The sequence below is a fragment of the Streptacidiphilus jeojiensis genome (assembly GCF_042510965.1).
GTDB classification, from domain to species: domain Bacteria; phylum Actinomycetota; class Actinomycetes; order Streptomycetales; family Streptomycetaceae; genus Streptacidiphilus; species Streptacidiphilus jeojiensis.
Map to the genome: position 1 here is coordinate 43,798 of NZ_JBEUKS010000012.1, position 13,077 is coordinate 56,874.

Genomic DNA, 13,077 nt, shown 5'->3' on the forward strand with positions numbered 1-13,077 from the left:
TAGCGGGTGCCGTGACCGTGCGTCTCCGGCCGGGTGGTGCCGCTCAGCCGGGGGTCGGCTGCGGACGGTGCTCGGCCAGCCAGACCGCGGCGTAGGCGACGGCGTCGGCCAGCGGGAACAGCCGGACCTGGGCCGCCCCCACCGTGGCCCGCAGCACCGGGCGGTCCCGTTCGAAGGCCGCGCCCAGCTCGTCGAAGCGGTCCTCGTCGATCGAGGTGTCGCGCACGGTCTCCCAGCGCCGGCCCTGCGGGGTCGTCAGCGCGAAGGAGACATCGACCAGCGGGGCCGGGATCCGGTACTCGGCCAGGTGGAACGCGGTGCAGGAGCCGAAGCCGGCGCCCAGCAGCAGGATCCGCGCCCCGGCCTGCTCCAGCCTGGCCAGCGGGCTGCGCTCGCCGAGCCGGCAGTCCAGGGCATGGTCGTCCAGGATCTCCGCGGCGCGCGGACCGACGGCGGCGAAGGAGGTCTGCGGATGGGCGCTGCGGAGCGCGCCGGGCCAGGTCCGGACGGTCTCCGGCACCACACCGATGCCGTCGGTCGGCGTGGTCAGCGGGTCGTAGGCCGGCATCGAGGCACGGATGCCCGGCCACCAGCCCTCCGGCACCGGCGGATTGACCCAGATGGCCGGATCGGAGTTGTCGCCGGAATGGGCCGGCACCACCAGGGTCCCGTTGTCGCCGAGGACGTCGAGCAGCGCCTGGACGACGGCGACCGGGCCGCCGCAGACCCAGCCCAGCGAGCTGAGCGAGGAGTGCACCAGCAGGGTCTCGCCGGAACGCACCCCGGCCGCCCGCAGTTCGGAGGCGATCGAGTCGCGCGTGCACATCGGACCGGCCGGCGGCTGGGGCATCGTCATGGCACGTGAGTGTGCCCATCCACAGCCCGGTGCACCACTGAATTCCGCGGGCCGGCCGGGCCACCGGGGGCAGCGCTGCTTGAACGGCGCGGTTTCGGACTACGCTCGGATCCCATGAGCACCTCGCACCCTCACGAGCACAACCACGCCTTCGAGACCCTGGCCATCCATGCCGGGCAGGAGGCCGATCCGCAGACCGGGGCCGTGGTCACCCCCATCTACCAGGTCTCCACCTACAAGCAGGACGGCGTCGGCGGGCTGCGCGGCGGCTACGAGTACAGCCGCTCCGCCAACCCGACCCGTACCGCCCTCGAAACCAACCTCGCCGCGCTGGACGGCGGCCGCCGCGGGCTCGCCTTCGCGTCGGGGCTGGCCGCCGAGGACTGCCTGCTGCGGACGGTCACCAAGCCCGGTGACCACATCGTCATCCCCAACGACGCCTACGGCGGCACCTTCCGGCTGTTCGCCAAGGTGCTGTCGCGCTGGGGCGTGGAGTGGTCGGTGGCGGACACCCACCACCCCGAGGCGGTACGGGCGGCGGTGCGGCCCAACACCAAGGTGATCTGGGTGGAGACGCCGAGCAACCCGCTGCTGGGCATCACCGACGTGGCCGCGCTCGCGCACATCGCCCACGACGCCGGCGCGACGCTGGTGGTCGACAACACCTTCGCCAGCCCCTACCTCCAGCAGCCGCTGGCGCTGGGCGCGGACGTGGTCGTCTACTCCACCACCAAGTACATGGGCGGCCACTCGGACGTGGTCGGCGGCGCGCTGGTCACCGACGACGTCGCGCTGGGCGAGGAGCTGGCGTACCACCAGAACGCCATGGGCGCGGTGGCCGGCCCCTTCGACGCCTGGCTGGTCATGCGCGGCATCAAGACCCTGGGCATCCGGATGGACCGGCACAGCGAGAACGCCGCCCGGGTCGCCGACTTCCTGACCGGGCACCCCAAGGTGTCCCAGGTGCTGTACCCGGGGCTGCCCTCGCACCCGGGCCACGACGTCGCGGTCAAGCAGATGAAGGCCTTCGGCGGCATGGTGTCGTTCCGTCACAAGGACGGCGAGGAGGCCGCGGTCGAGGTCTGCAACCGGGCCAGGCTGTTCACCCTGGGGGAGTCGCTCGGGGGCGTGGAGTCCCTGATCGAGCACCCCGGACGGATGACGCACGCCTCGGCGGCCGGCTCCGCGCTGGAGGTGCCGGCCGACCTGGTCCGCCTCTCGGTGGGCATCGAGTCGGTGAACGACCTGCTGGCGGACCTGGGCGAGGCGCTGAAGTAGGTGCGTGGCGCCGAAGCGGTCACGGCCGGAAGACCTGCATCGACGCATTGAAGCGCGTGAGCAGCTCGCAGAACTGCTCACGCTCCTCCCCGGACCAGCCGTCCAGCAGCTGATGCATCATCAACTGCCGTGACTCGCGCACCTCCTGGAGCCGCTCCCGGCCGAGCGGGGACAGCTCCAGGAGGACCGCGCGCCCGTCGTCCGGATTGGGCACCCGCTCCACCAGGCCGCAGTCCACCAGCGGGGCGACCTGCCGGGTCACCGTGGACGAGTCGATCCCCATCGCCTGGGCCAGGGCCTTCACACCGACGGCCCCGGTCCAGTCCAGCCGGTTGAGCAGCAGGAACGCCGCCCGGTCCATGGAGTTGCGCTGATCGCCCACCCCGCCCATGCGCACCTGCTCCACCCGGCGCGCGAAGATCGCGACCTGGTACTGGAGCCGGTCGTAGAGCACGTCCTCGGCCGCCGCCGCCGAGGCGTCCGGGTGGCTCACGCCCACCGGCTGCGGTTCCGCGGGGGTGCGGGGGGTCGCTCCCCCATTGCTTGGAGTCATCGTCGTCACGATCTGTCGTTCCGCTGAGCTGCTCAGAGAGCCCTCCAGAGCGTAACGGTGCAACGCCCTACGCTGAAGCCTATGAACTCCTGGCCCATCACGATCGACGACATCCGCGGCGCCCACAAGATGTTGTCGGGGGTGGCCAGGGTCACCCCGATGGAGGGCAGCCGGCACCTCTCCCGGCTGTTCGGCGCCCCCGTGTTCCTGAAGTGCGAGAACCTGCAGCGCACCGGCTCGTTCAAGCTGCGCGGCGCCTACGTCAGGATCGCCGGGCTGAGCCCGGTCGAGCGGGCCGCCGGCGTGGTGGCCGCCAGCGCCGGCAACCACGCCCAGGGCGTGGCGCTGGCCGCGACCACCCTGGGAGTCCACTCGACCGTGTTCATGCCGGTCGCCGCCCCGCTGCCCAAGGTCGCCGCCACCCGCGAGTACGGGGCCGAAGTGCGGCTGGCCGGCGAGAACTTCGACGAGACGCTGGCCGCCGCGCTGGAGTACGCCGAGAGCACCGGCGCCGTGGTGATCCACCCCTTCGACCACCAGGACGTGGTCGCCGGGCAGGGCACCGTCGGCCTGGAGATCCTGGAGCAGCGCCCCGAGGTCCGCACCATCCTGGTCGGCGTGGGCGGCGGCGGGCTGCTGGCCGGGATCGCCACCGCGGTCAAGCAACTGCGGCCGGACGTCCAGGTGGTCGGTGTGCAGGCGGCCGGCGCGGCCGCCTACCCGCCCTCGCTGGCGGCCGGCCACCCGGTCAGCCTGGACGGCTTCTCCACCATGGCCGACGGCATCCAGGTGGGCCGTCCGGGTGACATCCCGTTCGAGATCGTGCAACGGCTGGCGGACGGGGTGCTGACGGTCACCGAGGACGCGCTCGCCCGGGCCCAGCTGATCTGCCTGGAGCGCTGCAAGCTGGTGGTCGAGCCGGCCGGCGCCAGCACCGTCGCCGCCCTGCTGGAGCACAGCGGCGAACTGGAGGGCCCGGTGGTGGCGGTGCTCTCCGGCGGCAACGTCGACCCGCTGCTGCTGCAGCGGGTGCTGCGGCACGGCATGGTCGCCGCGGGCCGCTACCTCTCGCTGCGGCTGCGGATCACCGACCGCCCCGGCGCGCTGGCCGCCCTGCTGGTAGCGCTGACCCGGGTGGACGCCAACGTCGTGGACATCGCCCATGTGCGCACCGACCCCAAGCTGGACCTGGGCGAGGCCGAAGTCGACCTTCATCTGGAAACCAAGGGCCCCGAGCACTGCGAGACCGTAGTGTCGGAGCTGCGGCGGTCGGGCTACCCGATCCTGCGGCAGAGCTGACGCCGGGTCGCGCACCGTCCGGATCCCGGCGAGGCTGGTCACCAGGCACGACACGGGACGACGACACAGGACGACACGGCACGACACGGGGAGTGAGCGATGGCGGCGGCCATTGAGGCAGAGGACCTGGTGAAGACCTTCGGGGACGTGCACGCCCTGGACGGGGTCAGTCTGGAGGTCCCGGAGGGCACCGTGCTCGGGCTGCTCGGCCCCAACGGTGCGGGCAAGACCACCATGGTCCGGGTGCTCACCACCCTGCTCAGGCCGGACTCCGGGCGCGCCGTGGTGGCCGGGGTGGACGTGCTCAAGCACCCCAACCAGGTGCGCGGACTGATCGGCCTGTCCGGCCAGTACGCCGCCGTGGACGAGTACCTGACCGGGCGTGAGAACCTGCAGATGGTCGGCGAGCTCTACCAGATGAGCCCGCGCGACTCCCGGGCCAGGGCGGTGGAGCTGCTGGAGTGGTTCAACCTCTCCGACGCCGCCAACCGCACCGCCAAGACCTACTCCGGCGGTATGCGCCGCCGGCTCGACCTGGCCGCGGCCCTGGTGGTCCGCCCCCCGGTGATGTTCCTGGACGAGCCCACCACCGGCCTGGACCCGCGCAACCGGATGGCGCTGTGGGAGGTGATCGAGACCCTGGTGGGGGAGGGCACCACGCTGCTGCTCACCACCCAGTACCTGGAGGAGGCGGACCGCCTGGCGCACGACATCGCCGTGGTCGACCACGGCAAGGTCATCGCCAGGGGCAGCGCCGACGAGCTGAAGGCGGAGATCGGCGGCGAGCGGGTGGAGATCGTGGTCGAGGACCCGGCCCACCTCGCCCAGGCCGTGGAGGCGCTGGCCCCGTACGCCAAGGGCGAGCCCGCGGTGGAGCGGCACACCCGCAGGATCACCGTCCCGGTCAGCGGCGGCGCCAGCGTCCTCGCCGACGTCATCAGGGAGCTGGACGCCCGGACCATCGTGATCCAGGACATCGGCCTGCGCCGCCCCACCCTGGACGACGTCTTCCTCTCGCTCACCGGGCACGCGACCTTCGGCGACGAGAGCGAGGGCGAGGGCGACAGCGACGAGGTGGGCGAGGCCGGGGACGCCGCGGCGACCGTGGGCGCTGCCGTTGAAGGGAAGGACTCCTGATGTCAGCCACCACCACGACCACCGGCGCGATCGGCCGCGCAACGCCCGTCCAGCGCGGCGGCGCGGTGCAGGCCCTGCGCGACTCCTGGGTCGTCGCCAAGCGGAATCTGCGCCGGATGACCCGGATCCCCGAGATCGTGGTCTTCGGGATGCTGCAGCCGGTGATGTTCGTGCTGCTCTTCACCTATGTGATGGGCGGCGCGATCACCATCCCGGGCGCGCCCAGCAACGCCGACACCTACAAGCAGTACCTGATGGCCGGCATCTTCGCGCAGACGGTGACCTTCGCGGTGGCCGGCGCGTCGGCCGGCATCGCCGAGGACATGAACAAGGGACTGGTCGACCGGTTCCGCTCGCTGCCGATGGCCCGCTCCGCGGTGCTGGTCGGGCGGACCATCGCCGACCTGGTGCAGAGCGCGCTGACGCTGGTGGTGCTGGGAGTGGTCGCCTTCATCATCGGCTGGCGGATCCACGACGGGGTGCTGAAGGCGCTGGGCGGTTTCGGGCTGCTGCTCCTGCTCGGCTACGCCTTCTCCTGGATCGGCGCGCTGATCGGGCTCTCGGTCCGCAGCCCCGAGGCGGCCACCTCGGCCGGGCTGGTCTGGCTGTTCCCGCTGACCTTCGTCTCCAACGCGTTCGTGCCGGTCAGCAGCATGCCCGGCTGGCTGCAGCCGGTGGCCTACTGGAACCCCTTCAGCGCCTCGGTCCAGGCGGCCCGCCAGCTCTTCGGCAATCTGCTGCCGCCGCCCGCACCGCAGGCCACGGTGTGGCCGATGGTGCACGCGGTCTGGGTGTCGATCGGCTGGTCGCTGCTGATCATGGCGCTGTTCTCGTGGCTCTCGGTACGCAAGTACCGCTCGGCGGTCGGCTGAGCCTGCGCAGTTCCCCGCGCCCCTTCAGGGGCGCGGGGAACCAGCTACGGTCCGCAGCCGGAAAGTACGTCAGCCCTGGTACGGCTTGGCGGACAGGATCTTCACGCTGGTCTTGCGCCCGTTGGGCAGCTCGTAGGTCGCGGTCTCGCCCACCTTGCGTCCGTCGATCGCGCGCCCCAGCGGGGACTGCGGCGAGTAGGTCTCCAGGTCGTCGGAGGACGCCTCCCGGGAGCCCAGCAGGAAGGTGGTGGTGTCGTCCTCGTCGCCGTCCCAGGCGATGACGACGACCATGCCGGGGCCGACCACGCCGTTGTCGGCCGGGGCCTCGCCGACCTGGGCGCGCTCCAGGAGCTGGTTGAGCTGGCGGATCCGCAGCTCCATCTTGCCCTGCTCCTCGCGGGCCGCGTGGTAGCCGGCGTTCTCCTTGAGATCGCCCTCCTCGCGGGCCGCCTCGATCTTCTGGGTGATCTCGGCGCGTGCAGGACCCGACAGGTGCTCCAGCTCGGCGCGCAGCTGGTCGTACGCATCCTGGGTGAGCCAGGTCACGTTCTCGCTGGTCTGGGTCACGGGTGCTCCTCGTAGGTACATGTGTGGTCCGGCTTGGATAACAGACAACGCCCACTTCCGGGTGGTGTGAGCACATCTACCCCGGAAGGGGCGAAACCAGAAGCCTAACAATTTCCGAAGCGGACCGGGAGGACTCCAACCCAACATGCCGCGGTCAATACGGTCCGGACCGGTTCAGGAGCAGCTGACCAGCTCGCCGGTGGTGCCCCGGCCCGAGGTCCGCAGCGTGACCACGGTGTCGTAGGTGCTGGTGCCAGAGGGGACGGACACGGTCACCCGGCCGACCTCGTTGCCGTTGACGTCGCGCGAGCGCACCGTGCAGCTGCCGGACGAGCCGCTCGGCTTGGACACCTCCAGGTGGATCTGCACCTGGGAGGCGGAGTCCACCTGGAAGGACACCACCTGGCCGCTGAACGAGTCCTTGCCCAGGTAGCTGTAGCCGACCAGCGCCACCACGGCGATCGCCAGCGCGACGCAGGCGTAGTAGACCCGCCGCATCCGCCGCTCGCGCTGCTCGGGATCGACGCCGTAGCGCCCGGCCGGAAGCGGGGTCCCGGCTACGACCTTGGTCGGAGTCTCCATCGGACTTTTGCCTCCATAGCGTGGCCCGGCCCGGAAACGCGGAATGTCCGCGGGTCCTGTTCCGTCACTTTGACATCCTCTCCGGCCTAGGCCAGGAGATTCCTTGGGCCTGCGGGTGCGAGTCCAAGGTGGTTGACGCTTCGTTGCCTGCCTGGTGGCTAGGGCTCCACGTCCTGGCACCCTCAATGTCCTGGGGCGCTCGTTGCTGGGTGAGGAATTGGATGTTGCATGCGGCGTTGGTGTCGGCGTTGCCGGACCATCCGCACAACGGATTCTTGCATGCGAAGCGCGCCTGGCTTTCTCGGCCCCCTGGTGTGGTGAGCCCGCAGACATGACACCGTCTGGAGGTGTTCATGGCGGGGACCTTGATCAGGTGTCCGCCGCGCTGCTCCAGTTTGTAGGTCAGGAATGCGGATGTCCGCGCCCAGGCTTCGGCCGTGATGGCGCGGTTCAGTCCGGCCTTCTGCCGGACCCTGTGGCCCGGGGCGTCCACAGCGCCCCTGGCAGACTTGATCATGTTGCTGATGGCCAGATCCTCCATCCCGATCACGCCGAACGTGTCGGCGAGTTCGGTGGTGGTCCGGTGTTGCCAGTCGGTGGTACGGCGCTTGGCTGTCGCGCGGTACCGGGCGATCTGGTCGTATGTCCGTGTCAGGCGTCGGCTTGCCGGTGCGCCGGGTTTCCGCGCCTGGCGTTGACGGGCGGCCTTGCGTTCCAGCCGGGTCATCCGCGCCCTCTCCCCGGGGGTCGCCCAGGAGGCGTGTTCGCGGAAGGTGCCGTCGGACAGGGCGAGGGGCTTGGCGATCCCCAGGTCGATCCCTACGCCGGGTCCCAGGTGTGGAAGAGGAGCTTCGGTCAGGACCTCGGTCCGGAAGACGATGTGCCACCCGTGGGTCTCCCTCACCAGCCGTGCACCGGTCACTCGGCCCGGTGGCGCCGACCTGGTCGTGCCGGGCAAATCCTTGGTCCAGCGGAATCGGACGAGTCCGACCTTGGGGATCCGCACCTGCCCCCACCTGCGGGTCAGGCGTTTGATGTGCAGGTCGCGAGCCTGAGGCACATCCACGGACATCCGGGAGCGGATGCGGGACTTGAAGGCCGGGGCTGCGGCGCGACCCTCCCAGCAGTTCTTCCATGCCTGAAAGTACGCTTGCAGTACTTGTTGAGCGGCCTGTGCCGGGAGATCGGCGAGCCATGGGAGTTCCCGGCGAGCCCGTCGGATGTGCTGATCGGCCAGCGTCGGCGAGGCTCGCCGCTGCGGGCAGGTCCCTGCCATGGTCCACCAGTCATGCAGCAGATTCCACATCGCCCGAGCGGCGTGGCCCTGCTGATCCAGGACGGTGACCTGCTCTGATGTCAGCTCCAGCACTGCCTTGTGTCCACGCCGGCGTTTCACTGCCACCTCCTTGTCGCGAGCTCTCACGCCCTCAGCCAGCATCGCCCCGCCGCTGCGAAGCTGAACCGTTTCTGCGGGGTGGCAGAGCATGGCAGAACATGGCATAGAGCCTGGAGAGCGGATGTCGGGCACGACAAGTGCGGTACTTGGAACAAGGACAGCGCCTCTAGCCTTGTCCAGGAGGACGCAATACCGACGAAGGGCTTTGGGGCGTTGACTGAGCAGCTGCGACTGATGGCGGTACACGCGCACCCGGACGACGAGTCCAGCAAGGGTGCGGCCACCATGGCCTCGTACGTGGCGCGGGGCGTCGACGTACTGGTGGCGACCTGTACCGGGGGTGAGCGCGGGTCGATCCTCAACCCCAAGCTCCAGGGCGACCCCTGGATCGAGGAGAACATCCACGAGGTGCGGGCCAAGGAGATGGACGCGGCCCGCGAGATCCTCGGGGTCAAGCAGGCCTGGCTGGGCTTCGTCGACTCGGGGCTGCCGGAGGGCGACCCGCTGCCGCCGCTGCCCGAGGGCTGCTTCGCGCTGCAGCCGCTGGAGGTGGCGACCGAGCCGCTGGTGCGGCTGATCCGCTCGTTCCGGCCGCACGTGGTGACCACGTACGACGAGAACGGCGGGTATCCGCACCCGGACCACATCATGACCCACAGGATCTCCATGGCGGCCTTCGAGGCGGCCGGCGACCCGGACGCCTTCCCCGACGCCGGGGAGCCGTGGCAGCCGCTGAAGCTCTACTACAACCAGGGCATCTCGCTGAACCGGATCAAGGCGCTGGACGCGGCGATGAAGGAGCGCGGCCTGGAGTCGCCCTACGCGGAGTGGATCGCGCGCTGGGACGAGAGCGACCGCAAGCCCCGGGAGATCACCACCAGGGTGCCCTGCGGCGAGTACTTCGAGGTGCGGGACCGGGCGCTGCTGGCGCACGCGACCCAGATCGACCCGGACGGGCCGTGGTTCCGGATCCCGCTGGAGATCCAGCGGGAGGTCTGGCCGACCGAGGACTACGAGCTGGCGCGCTCGCTGGTGGACACCTCGCTGCCGGAGGACGACCTGTTCGCCGGGATCACCGCCGACGTGGTCCAGGTCTGACGACCCGCACGACCCGACCCCGGTCCCCCCGCGCGAACGCCGTGGGGGGACCATAGGGGCATGAGTTCCCTCGCAGCGGCGCACGGCGCCGCCACCACCCTGCTCGCCCTGGACGACAACAAGGTCACCCCGGGCATCCTGGGCTTCGTCGTGTTCGCCGTGCTGGGCATCGGCACCTGGTGGATCCTCAAGGCGATGAACCGCTCCCTCGGGCGGGTCGACTTCGTCGAGGAGCCGGAGCCGCAGCCCAAGGCGGCCCCCAAGCCCACCGTCGAGCCGTAGTCGCAGCTCTCTCGCTATTGCACATTAGTTGCAACTACACATCCACAGCCCCTAACGTGGTCGAGTCGTCACCGACCAGGAGGGGTGTGCCGTGGCTGGTACAGATGTGCGCGCTGGAACGCTGGCGCGGATCCGCGGATCGCTGACCCCGCGGGAGTGGGCCCGGATGGGCGGGATGGCCGCCTTCGTCGTCGGCCTGCACGTCATCGGCTGGTTCACGCTGCTGGCGGTCGTGGCGCCGGCCCACTACACCGTCGGCACCCAGCTCTTCGGCGCCGGGATGGGCGTCACCGCCTACACCCTGGGCATGCGGCACGCCTTCGACGCGGACCACATCGCCGCGATCGACAACACCACCCGCAAGCTGATGGCCGACGGGCAGCGGCCGCTCTCGGTCGGGTTCTGGTTCTCGCTGGGCCACTCGTCGGTGGTCTTCGGACTGTGCGCGCTGCTGTCGCTGGGGGTCAGGGCGCTGGCCGGCCAGGTGGAGAACAGCTCCAGCGGGCTGCAGCACTGGACCAGCCTGATCGGCACCACCGTCTCCGGCACCTTCCTGATGATCATCGCGGTGCTGAACGCGGTGGTGCTGTGGGGGATCATCAAGGTCTTCCGGCAGATGCGCACCGGCGCCTACAGCGAGGTCGAGCTGGAGGAGCACCTGGCCAAGCGCGGCCTGATGAACCGCATCCTGGCCCCGATCATGCGGACCGTCACCAAGCCCTGGCAGATGTACCTGGTCGGGCTGCTGTTCGGGCTCGGCTTCGACACCGCGACCGAGGTCTCACTGCTGGTGCTGGCCGGCGGCGCGTCGGCGTTCGCACTGCCCTGGTACGCGATCCTGGTGCTGCCGGTCCTCTTCGCCGCCGGGATGTCGCTGCTGGACACCATCGACGGCTCGTTCATGAACTTCGCCTACGACTGGGCCTTCTCCAAGCCGGTCCGCAAGGTCTACTACAACATCACCATCACCGGCCTGAGCGTGGTGGTGGCCGTGATCATCGGCGGTATCGAGATCACCTCGCTGGTCGCCGAGGAGCTTGATGTCAGCGGGGGGCCGATCGGGTGGGTGGCCGGGTTGGACCTCAACAACGTGGGGTTCGTCATCGTGGGTCTGTTCGTGGCCACGTGGGTCGCTGCGCTGTTGATCTGGCGGTACGGGCGGGTCGAGGAGAAGTGGTCCGAAGGGTTGCGCGACGCGGCGTAGTGGTTTCTGGCGGGACTTCGGGTGCGGCGTGTGCCCTGGTTTGTCGCGCAGTTCCCCGCGCCCCTAGCTGGTTGCAACTGGGCCAGTTGCAGACCCCCAGGGGCGCGGGGCTCTGCTTGCTGAAAAGCGTGCGCGACAAACCATCTACGGTCCGCACCAAAGCAACGGCGGGACCCGGAAGACCGGGCCCCGCCGTCGCGTCCCCCTAGGGCGTCAGCCCAGGCCCGCGGTGAGGAAGCCCGCGCCGTTGTAGCTGCCCCAGCCGGTCACCTTGTCGTAGCCGGTGCCGGCGCTGTACGCGCCGTTGCTGCCGGTCTTGGCGTCGTGGAAGGCGGTGCTGTAGCTGGACGAGGCCAGCGCGTAGATCGAGGAGTTGGCGTAGCCCAGCGCCGACTTGGACTTGGCCGCCGCCTCGCTGTCGTAGATCGCGGTGAACGCGGCCCAGTTGGGCGCGGCCGCGCTGGTGCCGCCGAACTCGTACCAGGCGCCCTCGGTGTAGATCGCCCAGCCGCTGCTCGGGTTGGCGTCGGCCGCCACGTCCGGGACGTCGCGGTAGGTGCCGGTGTTGACCGAGCTCTGGAAGGACGGCGTCTTGAAGTACGAGGAGATGCCGCCGCCGCTGCCGGACCAGGCGGTCTCCTTGCTCCAGGCGCCGGCCGAGGTGAGCGTCAGGGTGGTGCCGCCGGTACCGGTGACGTAGGTGTCGGAGGCCGGGAAGTCGACGGAGGTGCCGCCGTTGCCGGCGTCGTCGGAGCCGCTGTCGCCGGAGGCGGAGTAGACCGACTGCCCCTGGGCGGCGGCCTCCTGGAAGTCGGTGTCCAGCGCGACCCGGTTGCTGGCGGTCTCGTCGGCCTCGTCGATGCCCCAGCTGATGGAGACCACCGGGACGTCGTCGCTGACCAGGGCCGCGTACACGGCGACCTCGCCGGCGTCGCTGTTGGGCGCCTCGTAGACCTTGATCGCGGCCTTCGGGGCCAGCGCCTGGACCACCTCGATGTCCAGCTCGACCTCGTCCTCACCGGACAGGTCGGTGGTGCCGCCGCCCGCGCTGCGGACCACCGGGGTGGACGGGCTCAGCGAGAAGTAGCTGTCGTAGGTGGTGATGTTGGACTGCTTGAAGCCGGAGAACTCCAGCAGGCCCACGGTCACCCCGGAGCCGGTGTAGCCGGCGCTGATGGCGGAGGTGACGTTGTAGCCCGAACGGGCCTTGGTCGGGGTGAGCCCGGTGACCGCCTTGGCGGTGGCCTGCGGGACCACCTTCTTGGTGCTGTAGTGCGAGTACTGCGCGTAGGTGTTGAGGCCCGACACGTCGGTGACGGCCGAGGCGATCGCGGCCGGCAGCACCGGGGCCGCGGTGTTCGCGTAGAAGTCCCGCTTGGTGCTGGCGTCGTGGTACGTCGCCAGGGTGGTGCCGAAGGCCTTCTGGACCTGGGCGGCGGTGCCGCTGGCCTGCAGGGTCAGGTGGTTGCCGGTGACCGCGCCGACGGTCAGGCCCTGGGAGCGCAGGTAGTCGGTGACCTGGCTGACGGTGGCGCTGGAGGCGCCGAAGCGGTCCGCGAACTGCTTGGCCGTCAGGTAGTGCTTGTACTGGCTCGACGCGGGGTCGGTGACCTGCTTCAGGAACGTCTGCAGTCCGGCCGGGTCGCGCTGGGCAAGGCTGACCGTGACGGATATCGCCTTGTTCGCCGCGACCTGGCCGGTGCGGGTGGAGTGGGCGATCGCGGGCAGGACGTCGCTGCTCAGCGCGGTCTTCTGGGTGTTCGGCTGAACGGCGGCGTGGGCGGCCGGGGCGACGGCCAGCGCGATGATGGGCAGGGGGGCGGCCAGCAGTCCGATGGCGGCGCGGAGGGGCAACTTCACGGGTGTCCTCCTGGGACGGATGAGCGCGCAGCGTCCTTGTCCCGGTGGGGACTTGTGCGCTGAGGCGCCGGAAGCGGTCGGGTCTCACGCTAG

13 protein-coding genes are annotated in these 13,077 nt (G+C 70.3%); 7 read left to right on the top strand and 6 right to left on the bottom strand.

Translation table 11 applies throughout. The features are described from left to right. Positions 1-43: 43 nt before the first annotated feature. Positions 44-856 (bottom strand): aminoglycoside N(3)-acetyltransferase, encoded by an 813-nt coding sequence (locus ABUW04_RS29150; protein WP_380567387.1) that lies wholly within the window; start codon positions 854-856, stop codon positions 44-46. A gap of 114 nt (positions 857-970) precedes the next feature. Between ABUW04_RS29150 and ABUW04_RS29155 the strand changes: the two genes are divergently transcribed. After that, entirely contained in the window at positions 971-2,134 is a 1,164-nt protein-coding gene (locus ABUW04_RS29155; protein ID WP_030249984.1) for a cystathionine gamma-synthase, read from the top strand. A gap of 19 nt (positions 2,135-2,153) precedes the next feature. Here the strand turns inward: ABUW04_RS29155 and ABUW04_RS29160 are convergent, their stop codons facing one another. Further along, positions 2,154-2,687: a MarR family winged helix-turn-helix transcriptional regulator gene (locus ABUW04_RS29160; protein ID WP_380567389.1), complete on the bottom strand. Its 534-nt coding sequence runs from the start codon at positions 2,685-2,687 to the stop codon at positions 2,154-2,156. An 81-nt stretch (positions 2,688-2,768) separates the two neighbouring features. Here ABUW04_RS29160 and ilvA point away from each other — a divergent pair, with 81 nt between their 5' ends. The 3 genes from ilvA to ABUW04_RS29175 all read left to right on the top strand — a co-directional run bounded on the left by ilvA (position 2,769) and on the right by ABUW04_RS29175 (position 5,995). Then, a complete protein-coding gene (gene ilvA / locus ABUW04_RS29165) occupies positions 2,769-3,986 on the top strand; it encodes a threonine ammonia-lyase (protein WP_030249988.1) in 1,218 nt (405 codons plus the stop codon). Positions 3,987-4,085: 99 nt separating this feature from the next. After that, entirely contained in the window at positions 4,086-5,123 is a 1,038-nt protein-coding gene (locus ABUW04_RS29170) for an ATP-binding cassette domain-containing protein (RefSeq protein WP_380567391.1), read from the top strand. After that, positions 5,123-5,995 (top strand): ABC transporter permease, encoded by an 873-nt coding sequence (locus tag ABUW04_RS29175; protein WP_030249994.1) that lies wholly within the window; start codon positions 5,123-5,125, stop codon positions 5,993-5,995. Before ABUW04_RS29170 ends, ABUW04_RS29175 begins: the two co-directional genes overlap by 1 nt. Positions 5,996-6,064: 69 nt before the next feature. Here ABUW04_RS29175 and greA read toward each other — a convergent pair whose 3' ends face one another. The 3 genes from greA to ABUW04_RS29190 all read right to left on the bottom strand — a co-directional run bounded on the left by greA (position 6,065) and on the right by ABUW04_RS29190 (position 8,672). Continuing rightward, entirely contained in the window at positions 6,065-6,562 is a 498-nt protein-coding gene (gene greA / locus ABUW04_RS29180; protein ID WP_030249995.1) for a transcription elongation factor GreA, read from the bottom strand. A 174-nt stretch (positions 6,563-6,736) separates the two neighbouring features. Beyond that, on the bottom strand, positions 6,737-7,144 hold the full coding sequence (locus tag ABUW04_RS29185; RefSeq protein WP_030249998.1) for a DUF4307 domain-containing protein: 408 nt from the start codon (positions 7,142-7,144) through the stop codon (positions 6,737-6,739). Positions 7,145-7,208: 64 nt separating this feature from the next. Next, positions 7,209-8,672: an RNA-guided endonuclease InsQ/TnpB family protein gene (locus ABUW04_RS29190; protein WP_380567394.1), complete on the bottom strand. Its 1,464-nt coding sequence runs from the start codon at positions 8,670-8,672 to the stop codon at positions 7,209-7,211. An 81-nt stretch (positions 8,673-8,753) separates the two neighbouring features. Here ABUW04_RS29190 and mca point away from each other — a divergent pair, with 81 nt between their 5' ends. The 3 genes from mca (at position 8,754) to ABUW04_RS29205 (ending at position 11,124) form a co-directional block, all read left to right on the top strand. Next, positions 8,754-9,638: a mycothiol conjugate amidase Mca gene (gene mca / locus ABUW04_RS29195; protein ID WP_030250000.1), complete on the top strand. Its 885-nt coding sequence runs from the start codon at positions 8,754-8,756 to the stop codon at positions 9,636-9,638. A gap of 60 nt (positions 9,639-9,698) precedes the next feature. Then, positions 9,699-9,920 (top strand): hypothetical protein, encoded by a 222-nt coding sequence (locus ABUW04_RS29200; protein ID WP_037594321.1) that lies wholly within the window; start codon positions 9,699-9,701, stop codon positions 9,918-9,920. A 142-nt stretch (positions 9,921-10,062) separates the two neighbouring features. Next, complete coding sequence (locus tag ABUW04_RS29205; protein WP_380567632.1) at positions 10,063-11,124, top strand: HoxN/HupN/NixA family nickel/cobalt transporter; 1,062 nt, start codon at positions 10,063-10,065, stop codon at positions 11,122-11,124. Between the two features lie 213 nt (positions 11,125-11,337). Here ABUW04_RS29205 and ABUW04_RS29210 read toward each other — a convergent pair whose 3' ends face one another. Next, complete coding sequence (locus ABUW04_RS29210) at positions 11,338-12,984, bottom strand: S53 family peptidase (protein ID WP_380567395.1); 1,647 nt, start codon at positions 12,982-12,984, stop codon at positions 11,338-11,340. Between the last annotated feature and the right edge of the window lie 93 nt (positions 12,985-13,077).